General features: G+C 57.9%; 15 protein-coding genes. 4 read left to right on the plus strand and 11 right to left on the minus strand.

Going from position 1 to position 16978, the window contains the following annotated elements; all coding sequences use genetic code 11:
• Nucleotides 1-31: 31 nt before the first annotated feature.
• Nucleotides 32-2821 (plus strand): bifunctional aconitate hydratase 2/2-methylisocitrate dehydratase, encoded by a 2790-nt coding sequence (locus ACRZ95_RS08625; protein WP_170678077.1) that lies wholly within the window; start codon nt 32-34, stop codon nt 2819-2821.
• Nucleotides 2822-2893: 72 nt separating this feature from the next.
• On the opposite strand, the gene ACRZ95_RS08630 is transcribed toward ACRZ95_RS08625, so the two are convergent.
• From ACRZ95_RS08630 to ACRZ95_RS08660, 7 genes are all read right to left on the minus strand, one after another.
• Complete coding sequence (locus ACRZ95_RS08630) at nt 2894-4927, minus strand: bifunctional aldolase/short-chain dehydrogenase (protein WP_170678079.1); 2034 nt, start codon at nt 4925-4927, stop codon at nt 2894-2896.
• Between the two features lie 27 nt (nt 4928-4954).
• Nucleotides 4955-6055: an S-methyl-5-thioribose-1-phosphate isomerase gene (mtnA, locus tag ACRZ95_RS08635; RefSeq protein WP_170678081.1), complete on the minus strand. Its 1101-nt coding sequence runs from the start codon at nt 6053-6055 to the stop codon at nt 4955-4957.
• 105 nt (nt 6056-6160) lie between these two features.
• Complete coding sequence (locus tag ACRZ95_RS08640) at nt 6161-7462, minus strand: NAD(P)/FAD-dependent oxidoreductase (protein WP_170678083.1); 1302 nt, start codon at nt 7460-7462, stop codon at nt 6161-6163.
• The gene (locus ACRZ95_RS08645) at nt 7459-8277 is read right to left on the minus strand and encodes an ABC transporter permease (protein ID WP_170638159.1); all 819 of its coding nucleotides are present in this window, start codon (nt 8275-8277) and stop codon (nt 7459-7461) included. Before ACRZ95_RS08645 ends, ACRZ95_RS08640 begins: the two co-directional genes overlap by 4 nt.
• Nucleotides 8274-9164 (minus strand): ABC transporter permease subunit, encoded by an 891-nt coding sequence (locus tag ACRZ95_RS08650; RefSeq protein ID WP_170376046.1) that lies wholly within the window; start codon nt 9162-9164, stop codon nt 8274-8276. The genes ACRZ95_RS08645 and ACRZ95_RS08650 overlap by 4 nt, the downstream gene beginning before the upstream one ends.
• Nucleotides 9164-10291, minus strand: coding sequence for an ABC transporter ATP-binding protein (locus ACRZ95_RS08655; RefSeq protein WP_170678085.1), 1128 nt, complete (start codon nt 10289-10291; stop codon nt 9164-9166). The genes ACRZ95_RS08650 and ACRZ95_RS08655 overlap by 1 nt, the downstream gene beginning before the upstream one ends.
• Before the next feature lie 67 nt (nt 10292-10358).
• Nucleotides 10359-11444, minus strand: coding sequence for a polyamine ABC transporter substrate-binding protein (locus tag ACRZ95_RS08660; RefSeq protein ID WP_170375682.1), 1086 nt, complete (start codon nt 11442-11444; stop codon nt 10359-10361).
• Between the two features lie 142 nt (nt 11445-11586).
• On the opposite strand from ACRZ95_RS08660, the gene ACRZ95_RS08665 reads away from it, so the two are divergent.
• Both ACRZ95_RS08665 and ACRZ95_RS08670 read left to right on the plus strand, forming a co-directional pair.
• Nucleotides 11587-12270, plus strand: a complete 684-nt coding sequence (locus tag ACRZ95_RS08665; RefSeq protein WP_170678087.1) for a GntR family transcriptional regulator — start codon at nt 11587-11589, stop codon at nt 12268-12270.
• 75 nt (nt 12271-12345) lie between these two features.
• Nucleotides 12346-13743, plus strand: coding sequence for an aspartate aminotransferase family protein (locus tag ACRZ95_RS08670; RefSeq protein WP_170678089.1), 1398 nt, complete (start codon nt 12346-12348; stop codon nt 13741-13743).
• 266 nt (nt 13744-14009) lie between these two features.
• Here the strand turns inward: ACRZ95_RS08670 and ACRZ95_RS08675 are convergent, their stop codons facing one another.
• Nucleotides 14010-14375 (minus strand): lysophospholipid acyltransferase family protein, encoded by a 366-nt coding sequence (locus tag ACRZ95_RS08675; protein WP_480554806.1) that lies wholly within the window; start codon nt 14373-14375, stop codon nt 14010-14012.
• Between ACRZ95_RS08675 and ACRZ95_RS08680 the strand changes: the two genes are divergently transcribed.
• Entirely contained in the window at nt 14329-14574 is a 246-nt protein-coding gene (locus tag ACRZ95_RS08680; RefSeq protein ID WP_480554850.1) for a hypothetical protein, read from the plus strand. The genes ACRZ95_RS08675 and ACRZ95_RS08680 overlap by 47 nt on opposite strands.
• A gap of 90 nt (nt 14575-14664) precedes the next feature.
• Here ACRZ95_RS08680 and ACRZ95_RS08685 read toward each other — a convergent pair whose 3' ends face one another.
• Genes ACRZ95_RS08685 through ACRZ95_RS08695 form a run of 3 tightly spaced genes read right to left on the minus strand, consistent with a single transcriptional unit; the run spans nt 14665 to nt 16943 of the window.
• Nucleotides 14665-15426, minus strand: a complete 762-nt coding sequence (locus tag ACRZ95_RS08685) for an ABC transporter permease (RefSeq protein WP_170552219.1) — start codon at nt 15424-15426, stop codon at nt 14665-14667.
• The gene (locus ACRZ95_RS08690) at nt 15423-16169 is read right to left on the minus strand and encodes an ABC transporter permease subunit (protein ID WP_170552217.1); all 747 of its coding nucleotides are present in this window, start codon (nt 16167-16169) and stop codon (nt 15423-15425) included. Before ACRZ95_RS08690 ends, ACRZ95_RS08685 begins: the two co-directional genes overlap by 4 nt.
• Nucleotides 16170-16178: 9 nt before the next feature.
• A complete protein-coding gene (locus ACRZ95_RS08695) occupies nt 16179-16943 on the minus strand; it encodes a transporter substrate-binding domain-containing protein (RefSeq protein WP_170678093.1) in 765 nt (254 codons plus the stop codon).
• Nucleotides 16944-16978 lie beyond the last annotated feature (35 nt).

Raw genomic sequence — 16978 nt, forward strand, 5'->3', positions numbered from 1 at the left:
CACCTTCTAACGCCAATACGTCGGGATAGCCATGAGCCTGTATACTGATTACCTTGCCGAGATCAAAACACGCAAAGAGCAGGGGTTGAACCCCAAACCCGTCGACGACGGTGCCCTAACGAAAGAGATCATCGACCAGATCCGCGACCCTCAGAACGAACACCGCGCGGACTCGCTGCATTTCTTCATCTACAACACCCTGCCTGGCACAACCAGCGCCGCGGGTGAGAAGGCCACGTTTCTGAAAGAGATCATTCTGGGTCAGGCCGATGTCGAAGAAATCTCGCAGGATTTCGCGTTCGAGCTGCTGTCGCACATGAAAGGTGGCCCCTCGGTCAAGGTTCTGCTGGATCTGGCTTTGGGTGACGACGCGTCGATTGCGGGCAAAGCGGCTGAGGTGCTGAAGACTCAAGTCTTCCTGTACGACGCGGATACGGACCGGCTGAAAGCTGCGCTCGATGCTGGCAATGCGGTGGCGAAAGACATCCTTGAAAGCTACGCCAAGGCCGAGTTCTTCACCAAACTGCCTGACATTGATGAAGAGATCGAAGTCGTCACTTATGTCGCCGCCGAGGGTGACATCTCGACCGACCTGCTGTCGCCAGGCAATCAGGCACACTCGCGCGCGGACCGCGAGTTGCACGGTAAATGCCTGATCTCAGAGACCGCGCAACAAGAGATCGAAGCGCTCAAGCTGAAGCATCCCGGCAAGCGCGTCATGCTGATCGCTGAAAAAGGCACCATGGGTGTGGGATCGTCCCGTATGTCGGGTGTGAACAACGTGGCGCTGTGGACAGGCAAACAAGCCAGCCCCTATGTGCCCTTCGTCAACTACGCTCCCATCGTGGCTGGCACCAACGGCATTTCGCCGATCTTCCTGACCACAGTCGGCGTAACCGGCGGCATCGGACTGGACCTGAAGAACTGGGTCAAAAAGGTGGATGAGGATGGCAACGCAATCCTGAACAATGACGGCAACCCGATCCTGGAAGAAAAGTACTCGGTTGCCACTGGCACGGTTCTGAAGATCAACACCAAAGACCACAAACTGCTGAGCGAAGACGGGGAAGAGCTAGTCGACGTGAACTCGTCCTTCACGCCGCAAAAAGTTGAATTCATGAAGGCAGGCGGTTCCTACGCCATCGTTTTCGGTAAGAAACTGCAGACATTCGCGGCCGAAGCACTGGGTGTAGCGGCACCGCTGGTCTTTGCTCCGTCGAAAGAAATCAGCCACGAGGGCCAGGGCCTGACCGCGGTTGAAAAGATCTTCAACAAGAACGCCGTTGGCACCACGCCCGGCAAGACCCTGCATGCCGGATCGGACGTGCGCGTCAAGGTCAACATCGTCGGCTCACAGGACACAACCGGCCTGATGACCATGCAAGAGCTTGAGTCGATGGCGGCAACCGTTGTCTCACCCATCGTCGATGGGGCGTATCAGTCCGGTTGTCACACGGCCTCTGTGTGGGATGCGAAGGCGCAAGCCAACACCCCCCGCCTGATGAAGTTCATGAATGACTTCGGACTCGTTACCGGGCGTGACCCGAAGGGCGTCTACCATTCGATGACCGACGTGATCCACAAGGTGTTGAACGACATCACCGTGGATGACTGGTCGGTCATCATCGGCGGCGACAGCCACACCCGCATGTCCAAAGGCGTAGCCTTTGGGGCCGACTCGGGCACTGTTGCTTTGGCCTTGGCCACAGGTGAAGCCTCGATGCCGATCCCTGAATCGGTCAAGGTGACCTTTAAGGGCAAGATGGCCGAGCATATGGATTTCCGCGATGTTGTACATGCCACCCAGGCACAGATGCTGGAACAGCACGGCGACAACGTGTTCCAAGGCCGCGTGATCGAGGTTCACATCGGCACGCTGCTGGCCGACCAGGCCTTTACCTTTACCGACTGGACTGCCGAGATGAAAGCAAAGGCCTCGGTCTGTATCTCGAATGACGAGACTCTGATCGGTTCGCTGGAACTGGCCAAATCCCGCATCCAGATCATGATCGACAAGGGCATGGAGCATGAGAACGGCATGCTACAAAAGCTGATCAACATCGCCGATGCACGCATTGCCGAGATTAAGTCGGGCGAAAAGCCAGCGCTGCGCCCCGATGACAACGCGAAATATTTCGCCGAGGTTGTCGTCGATCTGGACCAGATCGTTGAACCGATGATCGCCGACCCGGACGTCAACAACGCCGACGTCTCGAAACGCTATACCCATGACACAATCCGCCCGATCTCGTACTACAATGCCGAAAAGCATGTGGATCTGGGCTTTGTGGGTTCGTGCATGGTGCATAAGGGCGACATCAAGATCGTGGCCCAGATGCTGAAAAACCTCGAAAAGGAAACTGGCAAAGTCGAGTTCCAAGCCCCGCTGGTCGTGGCAGCCCCGACCTACAACATCATAGACGAGTTGAAGGAAGAGGGCGACTGGGAAGTGCTCGAGAAATACTCGGGCTTCGAATTCGACGACCTGTTCCCGAAGGAAAAGGCGCGGACCGAGTACGAGAACATCCTGTATCTCGAACGTCCCGGCTGTAACCTGTGCATGGGCAACCAGGAAAAGGCCGCCAAGGGCGACACGGTTCTGGCCACCTCGACCCGCCTGTTCCAGGGCCGCGTCGTGGCAGATGCGCCGGACAAGAAGGGTGAATCGCTGCTGGCCTCGACCCCGGTTGTTGTCTTGTCGGCCATTCTGGGCCGGACGCCCACGATCGAGGAATACAAAGCCTCGGTTGAAGGGATCGACCTGACCAAGTTCGCCCCGCCGGTTGCGAAAAACCCGGCCACTCAATCGGCGCATTTCTAACGCCGCATTTGACACGTTTTTCCTGCGCGCGGCCGTTCATCGGTCGCGCGCTTGTGTTTTCAGGGTGTGACGCTAGCGCAGTTCGGCTTCGGTATTGCCACCGTCGACCGTGATGACGTGGCCGGTCGTGCGCTCCATCAAAGCCAGATTGACGAACCCTTCGGCGACATGATGCGCCTCGACCTCGCGGCCCAGAAGGTTGCCGCCCATATAGACCTCTTCGCTGACACCTCGCGCGGCGGCGCGTTCCTTGATGAACGCATCCGTCAGCAGGCCTGATCTGATCTTGTCAGCATTGACCCCGTTGACCCGAATACCAGCCCCCGCCAGTTCCAGCGCCAGTTGCCGCATCAGGAACATCGTGGCGGCTTTGGGGGCTCCATAGGCGCCTAGATTGCGACCGGGATTGACCGCCTGTTTGGAGATATTGAACAGTATCTGCCCACCACGCCCCTGATCCTGCATCAACTTGGCAGCGGCGGTGGCAAAAGCCTTGTGCGCGAAAAAGTTCAACTCGAAAGCCGCTCGGAAGACATCATCCTCCAGCTCGACCAGAGCGCCCCCTGTGGCCGTACCCGCATTCGACACGAGAATATCCAGCCCACCAAAGGCCGTGACCGCATCGGTCATCGCGGTATCGGCAGCGTTAGCTTGCGTGATGTCGAGCGCGCAGGCCGCATGCCAGCGACCCAACTGGGATAGTGCGGCATCCAGAGCCGCTTGATCCCGATCCACCAGAACGACATTCGCGCCCTTGGCCGCAAAGGCCTTGGCAGTTGCCAGACCAATCGCGCCTGCCCCTCCGGTCACCATGACGACCCGGCCCTGAAACGGCGGAGGGGTGCCTTTGCCCAACTTTGCTTGCTCCAACGACCAATATTCGCAATCGAACATGTCCTTTTCACCGATGGGATAGAACCCGCCCGCATCTTCTGCGACAGCGCGCACGCGGATGTTCTGTTCAGCAAGATCAGCCGAGGCTGAGGCCGCCTTAGCGTTCACCCCAATCCCCAGCACACCGATCCCTTCGATCCACGCATGTTTGGGATCAGGGGTCAGCATGGTCTTGGGTTCCGCGGCCTGAGGGGCCTGACGGTCGAAATAGGCGCGGTAATCCACAGCGAAGGCTTCGACCTTGGCCTTGATGCTCTCTCGGTCGGTTAGGTCCGCCTGTTTCAGCACCAGCGGCCAGCCCTTGGTACGCAGCACGTGATCCGGTGAGGCCATGCCGCGGGTCGCCAGCGCGTCCACATCGCCGCGCGCCATAAACGCATGTGTCGCGGGGCCATTTCTCAGATCAAAGACAGGCATCGGACTGTCCTGATCCGCAGTGACCTCAGCGATCACGCCACGCAAGACGGGCAACATGTCCAGCCCGTTGGAAGGCAGACGTTCACCAATTGGCGTCAGTTCGGTCAGGCCGAGATAAGCCGCGACCTCATTGGTATGCTGAACGATCTTATCATAGCTTTCCTGCGCGGTGGCGCCAAAGGCGAAATGACCATGTTTAAGCAGCAGCAGCCCCTCAACATCAGGGTTGGCGTCGTACACATCCGCCGCCGCCTTCGCGAGGCTGAAACCGGGCATGATGTAAGGCACGATCCCCAAGCGGTCGCCGAAAATCTCGCGACAGACCTCTTCAGCATTGGGCAGGTCGGCCAGAATCAGAAACGGCGTGGCGTGGGTGTGATCGACGTATATATGTGGCAGGAAGGCATGCAACAGCGTTTCGACTGACGGGTTGGGCGAGGCCGAATTCAGCAGGCTTGAGCGCTGATAGTTCACCATGTCCTCATCCGACAGCTTATCGAGCGCGCGCAGCTTCAACAGCGGCTCTTGCCAGACACCCGGCAGTCCGGGCGCTTCGATCGTGTCCAGATCCCAGCCCGAGCCTTTGACGTGCAGAACCGGCCGCATCTCGCCGAACAAATCGGGGCGCTCTAGCTTGACCGACGTATTGCCACCGCCATGCATCAGCAGATCCGGGTTCTGACCGATGAGGCGCGAAGTGTAGACCCGCTCTGCCAATTCCTGATCAGCCGGATCGGCGCCGGCAGCCGCACGCCAGTCTGCGGCGGCCTGCGCCTTGTACATGTTTTCGATCATGTCTTTTGTATCCTTGTCTTTCTGCGCTCAGGCGGCTTGGCCAACCTTTTCAGGGAACATGGCCGCCAGACCTTCGGCGCTGGCGTCGCATACGCCCCTCTCGGTGATCAAACCGGTGACCAGACGGTTCGGCGTGACGTCAAAGGCCGGGTTACCTACATCCGAGCCATCGGGGACGACACAGACCTCTCCAATACCGTCCTCCGTCATGCCAAACACGTGCGAGATTTCGCGGTCCGGTCGGTCCTCGATCGGGATTTCGGCAACCCCGTCCCGCAGCGTCCAATCGATGGTGGGTGAGGGCAAGGCCACATAGAACGGCACGTTGTTGTCATGCGCGGCCAGGGCCTTTAGATAGGTACCGATCTTGTTGCAGACATCGCCGGTCGAGGTGGTCCGGTCCGTCCCGGTGATCACCAGATCGACCAGACCGTGCTGCATCAGGTGACCGCCTGCATTGTCGACGATGTATTGATGGCTGATGCCATGTTCGCCCAGTTCCCACGCTGTTAAGGCCCCTTGGTTCCGGGGTCGCGTTTCATCGACCCAGACATGGATCGGCAAACCAGCGTTATGCGCCTGGTACATCGGGCTGGTCGCAGTGCCCCAATCCACGGTGGCCAGCCACCCGGCATTGCAATGGGTCAACAATCGCACCGGCTCACCCGCGGGTTTGCGGGCGGCGATCTCGCGGATCAAAGCAAGCCCATGTTCTCCGATCCGGCGATTGATCTCGACATCCTCTTCGCAGATCTCATCCGCCAACGCCCAGGCCGCGGCGGCGCGTTGATCGGGCGGCAGAGGCAGCAGGGCCTCCCGGCAGCGCTGCAACGCCCAATTCAGGTTTACCGCCGTTGGACGGGTCGCGTTCAAAACCGAGGCTGAATGTTCAAAACTCTGATCAGACGGGTCCCGAGACATCCCATCCGCCATCCCATAGGCAGCAGTCGCTCCGATCAAAGGCGCGCCACGCACCCACATCTCGCGGATCGCGGCCTCAAACGCGGCCAGAGAGGACAACGTGGCGATTCGGAAATCGTGCGGCAGCCAGCGTTGGTCGATGATCCTGACCTCGCCGCTTTCAGCGTCGCGCCAGATCGAGTGGTAGTGAACACCGCCAATTTTCATCTTCTGCCCTCCGGTCGGGTTTCATGGGGTCTGCCACACGTTCCAGTATTTTCACGCAGGCCTCAAGCGCCGATGGGTTGTTTCCGCACGGCTCTTAGAAGCGTATTACAGATCGGCTAGTCCCAGAGCGGCATAGGCGGGCGGCATCAGGGCACGCCGCCAACGACCCAATGGAAAGCGGCGGGCTGTCTCGGACATGACATTTGGCAATCCGCTGGTCTGACCCAGGGCCAACCGCGCCAGGGCCCGACCGCTATAGGTGCCCATGGCGACCCCGTTGCCATGATAGGCGAAGCCCGCGAACATCCCGGTCTGTCCCGGAACCGGCCCAACAAAAGGCACCAGTTCGCGCGACATGCACACCATGCCCGACCAGATATGAGTGACGTCCACCTCAGACCACGCCGGGAACATACGCTTGAAGTCGCGCTGCACCTGCATGCGGATCGCTGCCTCGGCTTTGGGTGAGGACCGCAGCCCGCCCCGCATGCCAAACAGGAACCGGCCATCCGGCATCAGGCGGAAATAGTGCAAGAGATTGCGCGTATCGTAGGACATCTGATCTGAGGTCCAACCCTGCGCGGCCCTCTCTGCCGGTGTCAGAGGACGGGTGACAAGCACAGTGGATTGGGCAGGCATGTAACGAGCCGACATCCAGGACGGGATATCTTCGCTGGAGTACCCATTGGTGCAGACCAATACCTTGTCGGCTCGGATTTGGCCTTTTGGTGTTTGTACAGCAAAACCTGACGCGGTCTTCTCAATGCTCAGAACGGGGCTGTTCTGAAAAAACATTGCGCCTTGCGCCTGCGCGGCTTGGGTTAGGCCAAAAAGGTATTTCCGAGGATTCAGGCCGAACCCGACAGGTGTCGTGTACCCTCCGTGAAATGGCCCTTTCAGGCCTAGACCGGACAGGTCAGCAGCTTCATGCAGTATACCGTTCTCATCTGCACTGCGCCTCAGCGCCTCCATCGCGCGGCGGGAATGAGCCAGTTGCGTCTCACCTTTTGAATGCCGATCCACGTCGATCCCGTAGCTGTCCAGAAGGCTTGCGACGAGTTGCACAGCGTCGCTTTCAGCCCCGGAATAGGCTTGCGCCGAAACCTCACCATAGCGACGACACATGGCCTTGTAGCTGAGTTTTGATCCCCCCAGACAGCAGAACCCACCATTGCGTCCCGAAGCCCCCCAACCGGGTGTTTCGGCCTCACACACTGCGACGGACACGGCCGCATCCGCCAGATGCAGTGCGGCCGAAGCTCCGGTGAAACCGCCGCCAATAATGGCAACATCAGCCTGCAAATCACCCTTCTGTTCAGGCCAGTCGGGGGCGGCGATAGTTTCGTCCCACCAGCACCCCTGCCTTGGCCCATCACCATAGGTGTAGTCCGGAAATATCCGTTTCATTCGGCGCGCATGGCGGCCATCTCATCTTGCTTTTGCCGCATCATCGCACGCTTAGTGACCAAGGAGGCGGTGATGACGCCGATAGTCACAACCGCGATCATTAGGGTCGACAGCGCGTTAATCTCAGGGCTGACACCAAGCCGCACGGCCGAAAAGATTTTGATCGGCAAGGTCGTGGCAGACGGGCCCGAAGTAAAGGACGCGATCACCAGATCATCAAGAGACAGAGTAAACGCCAGCAGCCAGCCCGAGATCACCGCCGGTGCGATGATCGGCAGGGTTACTAGTCGAAACGCTTGCGCGGGCGAGCAGCCAAGGTCCAAGGCGGCCTCTTCCAGCGACTGGTCAAAGGTCACAAGGCGCGAGGAGACAACCACCGACACAAAGCACATCGAAAAGGTCGTATGGGCCAATACGATGGTCAGAATCCCCCGGTCCAACCCGATCCCGATGAAGAGCAGCAAAAGCGACAGGCCTGTGATCACCTCTGGCATGACCAGCGGCGCGTAGATCATTCCCGAGAACAGGGTACGGCCAAAGAAGCGCCCTCCGCGTACCAGGACATAGGCCGCGGCGGTGCCCAGAATGGTTGCCAGCGTCGATGAAAACACCGCCACCCGGATCGTCACCCATGCCGCGTCCAGAAACGCTTCGTTCTGGGCCAGCTCTCCGTACCATTTGGTCGAGAACCCGGCCCAGACAGTCACCAGTTTGCTTTCATTGAAGCTGAAGATGATCAGGATAATCATCGGGATGTACAGGAACGCGAACCCTAGCGTCAGGGAAACCGTGTTGAACCAGCTTAATCTGTTCATTTCTCGGCCTCCGCCTGTTTCTGCTGGTTGCGCTGGAACAACACAATCGGCACCACGAGGATCAGCAGCAGAACCACCGCCACCGCGCTTGCCACCGGCCAGTCACGGTTTGAGAAGAACTCCTCCCACAAGACCTTACCGATCATCAGGGTGCCCGAGCCGCCGAGAAGTGAGGGGATCACAAACTCACCGATCACCGGGATCATCACAAGGAAACAGCCCGCAATGATGCCGGGGCGCGACAAGGGGATCGTTACCAGCCAGAAGGCCTGGAGGCGCGAACACCCCAGATCCTCGGCGGCTTCGATCAGTGACTCGTCCATGCGCTCCAACGACGAATAGATCGGCAGGATCATGAACGGCAGATAGGTGTAGACGATCCCGATATAGACAGCCGTATTGGTGTTCAGAATCGTCAGCGGGGTCGAGATGATACCCGTCCACAGCAAGAGCTGGTTCAGATACCCTTCGTTCGACAGGATCCCCATCCAAGCGTAAACGCGGATCAGGAATGAGGTCCAGAACGGAAGGATCACCAGCATCATCAGTGTCGGTCGCCATTCGGCCGGCGCGCGCGCCATGCCATAGGCAATCGGGTATCCCACCAGCAACGTCAGAAAGGTTGAGATCACAGCGATCTTCAGGCTGGAGAGGTAGGCCTTCCAATACAGGTCATCCTCGGTCAGCCAGACGAAATTCTCAAAATCCAGCTGGCTGAAGAAATCCTTGATCCCGGCCCAACCCTGCGACAGGTCCAACGTCGGCGTGTAGGGCGGAATCGCCAGTTCCGTGTCCGAAAGTGAGATTTTTAGGACAATGAAAAACGGCACCAAAAACAGCGCCAACAGCCAGACATAAGGAACTGCGATCAGCAGCGCGCGGCGCATCAGCTTGCCAACAGGACCGCAGCCGTCGCTGTCCAGGACAGCCAGACCGGGTCTTCCCATGTGAATGACCGACGCGAGATGCGGCGAGTATTGGCCGTTTGCGCCTTGATGATCGTGCCGTTCGGCAGCTCGACATGATAGGTCGAGAGGTTGCCCAGATAAGCGATGTCCAACACCCTGCCTTGCACGGCATTGATTGCCTCGGCAGGGCGGTCGGTTGAGATCGTCACCTTCTCGGGCCGGATCGCCAGATGGCAGGCCTGACCCTCCGAGAAGCCGTTCGCCGAGGTTGCCGTCAGCGGAGCCTGCCCTTCGGCCCAGTCGATCCGATAGGTTTCCTCACCATTCGCGGTAGCGTGGCCTTCGATGATATTCACGTCGCCGATGAAGTCCGCGACATAAACCGAGTTCGGGTTTTCATAGATGCGATCGGGCGTGGCGACCTGCATCAAGCGACCTTGATCCATTACCGCCACGCGGCTGGCGACGGTCATGGCTTCCTCCTGATCGTGGGTAACGATCACAAAGGTCGTGCCGGTCTTCTCCTGAATATCCATCAGTTCGAACTGCGTGTCCTGTCGCAGTTTCTTGTCCAACGCACCCAGAGGTTCGTCCAGCAGCAATAGCTTGGGCGCCTTGGCCAGCGACCGCGCCAGCGCGACCCGTTGCCGTTGACCGCCCGAGATCTGATGCGGCTTGCGGCGAGCAAATTGCTCGAGCCGAGTCAGGCGCAGCATCTCTTCCACCCGGTCCTCAAGGTCATGCTTGGGCATGTTGTCCCGGCGCAGACCGAAGGCGATGTTTTCCCAGATGCTGAGATGCGGAAACAGCGCGTAGGACTGGAACATCATGTTCACTGCGCGTTTGTTGGGCGGGATCGGGTCAATGTCCTGACCGCCCAAAATGATGTGCCCTTCGGTCGGCGTTTCGAACCCCGCCAGCATGCGCATCATCGTGGTCTTGCCGCAACCCGACGGACCGAGCAGGGCAAAGAATTCTTTCTCAAAAATGTCCAGAGACAGATTGTCTATGGCCGTGAAATCTCCAAACCGTTTGGTGACATTCTGGAATTGGATCAAGGGTTTCGCCTGCGGGTCATCCCACGGCGCAAAGACGTCAGAGTTCAAAACGGCCCCCGTTCGACAATCTGGAAGTGGGCGCAAGGCGATCCCCGCCGCCTTGCGCGAAATCGGATCAGGTGCCCGATTTGATCTTGGTCCACATACGGGTCACAACCCGCTGTGTTTTTGCCGGGTAAGGCGTGGTGATGTAGAGGTTCTGCATCGTCGCATCATCCGGATAAATCGCCGGATCACCGATCACGTCTTCTTCAAGGAACTCTTGCGAGGCCTTGTTGCCGTTGGCGTAGTACACATAGTTCGACGCCGCCGCCATGTTGTTGGCATCAAGGATGAAGTTCAGGAACTTATGCGCGCCTTCCGGGTTCGGAGCGTCCGCCGGAATAGCCATCTGGTCGAACCACATCAGCGAGCCTTCGGCGAAGGGGTGGTATTCGATCTCAACGCCGTTGTCGGCCTCGGCCGCACGGTCACGGGCCTGCAGAATGTCACCCGACCAACCAACTGCCACGCAGATATCGCCATTGGCCAGCGCGTTGATGTATTCCGAGCTGTGGAATTTCTGGATATAAGGGCGCACGCCGGTCAGTACTTCCTCGACCTTCTTGATGACGTCCGGGTCATGGCTGTCCGGGTCCTCACCCAGATATTGCAATGTCATCGGGATCATTTCGGCGGGAGCATCCAAGAAATGCACTCCGCACTCGGCCAGTTTCTCCATATTTTCGGGTTTCAGCACCAAGTCCATGCTGTTCAGCGCAACGTCATCCCCCAGCGCTTCTTTGACTTTGCCGACATTCACACCAATGCCAGTGGTGCCCCACATGTAGTTGATCGAATAAGCATTGTTCGGGTCGTATCCGGCAGTACGCTCTTGGATGACATCCCACAGGTTGCCAGCATTGGACAGCTGAGCTGTATCCAGTTCCCGGAACGCTCCGGCCTGAATCTGGCGCTGAAGGAACGTACCCGAGGGCACCACGACATCATAGCCCGACCCACCGGCCAGCATCTTGGTCTCCAGCAACTCGTTGCTGTCGAACACGTCGTAGATCAGGGTCAGCCCTGTCTCTTCCTCGAACTTCGTTAGAAGCTCCTCGTCGATATAGTCCGACCAGTTATAGACTCGCACCTCTTCGGCGAAGGCCGCCGAAGTCCCCAATGCGAGAACCGCTGTCAGTGTCAGCGTCTTGAACATCATTTTTGTTCTCCCTGCGATTATGGTGGGTATTGTCCCGTTTTTTTGGATTTGATCAAGTTTTGCGTTTTTCGACTTTCTGAACTATGGTTCCAAAAGGTCAACAGCCCGGCAAGTCGGCACCCATCGAGACAAGGCAAACCAATTGGATTTGATCAAAAATAAGGCACCTAAGCCCAATATTGACGCCGGGAAACGGCCCGCGCACGAACAGGTCTACCACACCCTGAAATCCATGATCATGTTCGGCGAGCTGGTACCAGGTCAGCCCGTCACTATTCAGGGCCTGACTGATTCGCTCGGCGTCGGCATGACCCCCGTGCGCGAGGCGATTCGACGTCTGATCTCGGACGGTGCATTGGTGTTTCAGGGCAATCGCCGGGTCAGTGTACCCTTGTTGTCCAGCGGTGATGTTGAGCAGGTGATCTTCGCCAGAATTGCCATAGAATCAGAGCTTTCAAGGCGATCCACCGCCAAAATGTCCGCCAGCGACATTGATCAACTGGAATCAATCGACCAGCAATTGGACCAGATGATCGCGGATGGTGACGTTCATGGCTACCTGCACTTGAACCACAGATTCCACGAAACGCTCTACGCACATGCCGATGCGCCCGTCCTAAGCGATCTGGCCGAGCGTCTGTGGCTCCGATTCGGGCCATCCTTGCGTGTGGTCTGCGGCCGCTTCGGCACTCAAAGCCTGCCTGATCGCCATAAGGACATCATCGCAGGGCTGCGCGCTGTGGATGCGGAAAACGTGGCGAAAGCGACCGCTCAGGATATCGAGCAAGGCATGGAACTGATGATCGACGCTGCCTCGGACATTTAGAAAACACCGATTCGATTGACAGGAAATAATTTGATCATATTGTGACTCGCAACCACCGTTGCAGGAGTCTTTCGGATGTCCACGATCACAAACCACATGCCCACCGCCGAATTGCAGGCGCTGGATGCCGCCCACCACATGCACCCGTTCTCCGCCAACGGAGCGTTGGGAAAAGAGGGCGCGCGCGTCATCACCCGCGCCAATGGCGTCTATCTGACAGACAGCGAAGGCGAACAGATCCTGGACGCGATGGCCGGCCTGTGGTGCGTGAATATCGGCTACGGGCGCGATGAACTGGCCGACGCCGCAGCCCGCCAAATGCGCGAGCTTCCGTACTACAACACCTTCTTCAAAACGACCCACGTTCCCGCAATTGCACTGGCCAACAAACTGGCAGAGCTTGCCCCGGGCGACCTGAACCACGTGTTCTTCGCCGCTGGCGGGTCCGAGGCGAACGACACCAACATCCGCTTGGTGCGCACCTATTGGGCCGAAAAAGGTCAGCCCGACAAGAACATCATCATCAGCCGGCACAATGCCTATCATGGCTCGTCAGTGGGCTCTGCCTCGCTGGGCGGTATGGCCGGAATGCACGCGCAGGGCGGCATCCCGATCCCGAACATCCACCACATCAATCAACCCAACTGGTGGGCCGAAGGCGGTGACATGACGCCCGAAGAGTTCGGCCTCGCCCGTGCGCGCGAACTAGAAGAAGCCATTCTGGAACTGGGCGAAGACCGCGTCGCCGCCTTCATCGCCGAGCCTGTTCAGGGCGCAGGCGGCGTGATCGTCGCTCCTGATACCTACTGGCCCGAAATCCAGCGCATCTGCGACAAATACGATATCCTGCTGATCGCCGATGAAGTGATCTGTGGCTTTGGCCGTACCGGCAACTGGTTCGGATCGCAAACCGTCGGCATCAAACCGCATATCATGACCATCGCAAAAGGCCTCAGCTCGGGCTACGCGCCTATCGGAGGCTCCATCGTCAATGACGAGATCGCCGAGGTGATCGGCGGCACTGAATTCAACCACGGCTACACCTATTCCGGCCACCCGGTCGCAGCGGCTGTGGCCCTGGAAAACCTACGCATCCTTGAAGAAGAAAAGATCGTCGAGCATGTCCGCGACGTCGCCGCCCCCTACCTTAAACAGAAATGGGAGGCGCTGGCCGATCACCCGCTGGTGGGCGAGGCCAAGATCGTCGGTATGATGGCGTCGATCGCTTTGACCCCTGACAAAGCCAGCCGCGCCAAATTCGCCTCCGACCCCGGCACGGTAGGCTATATCTGCCGCGACCGCTGCTTTGCCAACAACCTGATCATGCGGCATGTGGGCGACCGGATGATCATCTCTCCGCCTCTGATCCTGACCCCAACGGATATCGACGAGATGTTCGTGCGCATCCACAAATCATTGGATGAAGCCGAGGCCGAGATCATCGCGCAGGGCCTGATGAAAGCGGCCTCCTGATCCGCCCTTCATCTGGCTAAAACATCCCGGGGGAGACGCCGATAGGCGGCGGGGGCAGAGCCCTTAGCCCGCTCGTTAGTTGCACTTTCAGTTGTGGTCGACAAGTTATCACCGCTGATTGCGATCCCTTTGGCATTGCCCAAGCACTAACATCAAAATCGGCCCAAGGCGGCCATTTGCGTCGGCCGCATCGAAAGTCGGCTTATGGCCCAGGGCGGACCTTTGTCTTACTATTGGAGTCGCAGGAGCAACGAAGAACCACATACCTACCTACACAATCCGGCGTCGAAAACGGCCATCATTGCGCTTCGCAGGTGAGCAATATCTTCGTCCACTGAAGCGGAGTGATCGCATTTTAATGACGGCAATACCTCGACCCGGATCGTTCCGCTTTTGGGCAAGTGTTTGTCGCGCGGCATGCTTTTGTAGGATGCGTGAACTACGACGGGTCGTGTTGTTCGGCCGTTGGTGCGCGCTACTATTATAGCTCCTGCCTTGAACTTGCCGAGGCTTCCGGAGTTAGTGCGCGTACCCTCTGGGAAAAGCACGACATAACGGCGCGCGGGCATGGCTTGAACAAAAGCAGTGAGTGTTTCGATCGCCACATTGCCACTTTTCCAGTCAATCTTCACCGGCCCTACACACTTGATTCCGTCGCGTTGGATAACCGCGTCGCAAAGTTCCTTTTTTGGCGGCGAAGGTGATCCACTTGGCGTCGGACACCACGTCAATCAGAGTGAAACCATCCAGGTGGCTGCGGCGGTTGATCACGATAATTGTGGAACGTCACAGATCTTTGACTTAATCGATGGCCAAAACCTCAAGGAATGATTGCATCACGTCATTCATGTCTGACCCAAACATCAAGCATTTCTGACCCAAAACACCTATCGACCATACGTAAGCACTGCTGCCAATACTTCAAACTTCCTCAAATCGTCGAAAGGCCAAGGCAATTAAACCGGCGATGGCCATGTAAACCAAAGCCAACAACAACAGGGGCTCGTAGACCACAAATGTGTCTGCTCGAACCCGGGACGAAACAGCATATATCTCGACCACTGTGATCGTTGCTACGAGTGGCGTTGCTTTGAGCTGCAAGATGGTTTCACCGCCCAAGGTGGGCAGAACATTGCGTACGGCTTGGGGTAGCCAGATCCGGCGGAACATTGTGAATCGTGGCATCCCGAAAGACTTTGCAGCCTCCAGCTGACCTTTTGCCACACCAGAGAACGCGCCTCGCATGACCTCGCCCTCGTATCCTGCGAAGGACAATGTCAGCGCCAGGACGGCGTAGGGCCAAGCCTGACGCAGGTAGGGCCAAAGCTCAGACGATCGTATCCAGGGAAACTGCGGAAATAACGAACCAAGCCCGTAGTATAGCAACCATATCTGCAACAGCAGCGGTGTGCCTCGAATTATCGTGCAGAATACCCTGGCGGGCGTTGCCAAGTACCAAGGGCCCACCGCCTGCGCCAATCCCAGAGGCACAGCCATTAAAAAGCCTAGTACGGTTGTGACCACCAAGAGCCAGATTGTGGTCCAGAGACCCTGCAACGCCAAAGGGGCATATTTTGGAATCCAATCCCAACGCAGCGAGAACGCACACCAGATCACCAATGCTGCAAATAGCAACATCATGACGATACGGTGTGGTTGCATAAGAGCTTTTACAGTGATCATGCCGAGCCCCCCTTCAACGAAGGTTGACCACGCCGCGCCCATTTCTCAATGCGCGCAAAAACGACTCCTGAGAAAAGGGTGACCATCAGGTATAGAAAGCCAGCAGCCAAAAAGAAGGTGAAATAAGCACGGGTACTGCTTGCCGCTTGTCGTGTTTCCAGCGTCAACTCACTGAACCCGACGACAGCGAGCAAGGCCGTGTCCTTGGTGGCGATAAGCCACAGATTGGCTAGCCCGGGCACCGCAAATCCCATCATTGCTGGTATGGTCACCCGACGCATGATCATGAAAGCGGGCATTCCATAGGACTTCGCCGCCTCGATCTGCCCGACAGGCACCGCCTTTATGGCTCCACGCAGAACCTCGGTGGCATAGGCCCCTTGTACAACGCCCAGAACCCAAATACCGGCGGCTACACCGTTGATCTCAACCCGACCGCCACCGACCGCCTCAGAGATCTTGTTGATGATATCACTGCCGACATAATACAGGATCAGGATCAGCACCAATTCAGGCACCGCCCTGATCACAGTCGTATAGATGGCAAGAAGGTCACGCGTGACCTTCCCACCGTAGAGTTTTCCGTAGGCTCCGAACAGCCCGATAACCAGCCCCATTCCAAATGCGCCGAAGGCGATTTGCAGGGAATTGGCAAGCCCGCGTAACAGGTTGCCACCCCAACTAGACAGCGACAGCAACTCCATGCTGGTGCCAAGGCCCAGTGTCTCTAACAGTCCGGTCACAGCTACGCCTTAGTAGATGCTGGTGGTGAAATAACCCGAGGTGATTTTCTCGTGGGTCCCATCGGCCAGGATCGCAGCGATCCCTTTGTTGAGCGCTTCAAGAAGTTCGGTATCGCCCTTGCGCACACCGGCACCGACGCCACGGCCCAAGATTGCCGGATCATCCGCGACAGCGCCTTTGATTTCACAGCAGCCGCCATTGTCCGAATTCACAAAATCCGCCATGGCAATGCTGTCGGCCTGAGTGGCATCGATGCGACCCGCGAAAAGGTCTTGGTTGGCCTCATCCTGAGTCTGATAGACTTTCAGTTCTGAATCCTTGAAGTATTCCTGGGCATAGGCTTGGTGGATGGTCGAGGCTTGGATCCCGATGATTTTGCCAGCAAGGGACTCTGCGGTGGGCTCGATATCCATCGACTTGTCGGCCACAATCACTGCGGGTGTGTTGTAATACGCATCACTGAAGTCGATGGTTTTCAGACGCTCTTCGGTGATCGACATCGACGCCATGATCGCGTCGATCTGCTGGCCGGTCAGCGACGGAATGATACCATCCCAGGCGACAGGGGTGATGACACAGTCAAGCTCGGCTGCGGCGCAGACGGCATTGATCACCTCGATCTCCCATCCGACCCAATTGCCCGAGCTGTCGGGTGACGCAAATGGGGGATAGGGTTCGGCAGCGATACCGATCTTAACTTGTTCAGCTGCGGCCGCGCCGGCAGTCAGAACGGCTGCGGCTGTTGCTGCAGTCAAAAGTGCTTTCAATTTCATTAGGAGTCTCCCGGTTGGTGTTATTTAGTGTTTTG

Source organism: Ruegeria sp. AI3, from assembly GCF_056541245.1.

Excerpts from the sequence above, each read along its gene's own strand:
- ACRZ95_RS08625 (WP_170678077.1), top strand. The coding sequence starts at position 32 with ATGAGCCTGTATACTGATTACCTTGCCGAGATCAAAACACGCAAAGAG.
- ACRZ95_RS08630 (WP_170678079.1), bottom strand. The coding sequence starts at position 4,927 with ATGATCGAAAACATGTACAAGGCGCAGGCCGCCGCAGACTGGCGTGCG.
- mtnA (WP_170678081.1), bottom strand. The coding sequence starts at position 6,055 with ATGAAAATTGGCGGTGTTCACTACCACTCGATCTGGCGCGACGCTGAA.
- ACRZ95_RS08640 (WP_170678083.1), bottom strand. The coding sequence starts at position 7,462 with ATGAAACGGATATTTCCGGACTACACCTATGGTGATGGGCCAAGGCAG.
- ACRZ95_RS08645 (WP_170638159.1), bottom strand. The coding sequence starts at position 8,277 with ATGAACAGATTAAGCTGGTTCAACACGGTTTCCCTGACGCTAGGGTTC.
- ACRZ95_RS08650 (WP_170376046.1), bottom strand. The coding sequence starts at position 9,164 with ATGCGCCGCGCGCTGCTGATCGCAGTTCCTTATGTCTGGCTGTTGGCG.
- ACRZ95_RS08660 (WP_170375682.1), bottom strand. The coding sequence starts at position 11,444 with ATGATGTTCAAGACGCTGACACTGACAGCGGTTCTCGCATTGGGGACT.
- ACRZ95_RS08670 (WP_170678089.1), top strand. The coding sequence starts at position 12,346 with ATGTCCACGATCACAAACCACATGCCCACCGCCGAATTGCAGGCGCTG.
- ACRZ95_RS08685 (WP_170552219.1), bottom strand. The coding sequence starts at position 15,426 with ATGATCACTGTAAAAGCTCTTATGCAACCACACCGTATCGTCATGATG.
- ACRZ95_RS08695 (WP_170678093.1), bottom strand. The coding sequence starts at position 16,943 with ATGAAATTGAAAGCACTTTTGACTGCAGCAACAGCCGCAGCCGTTCTG.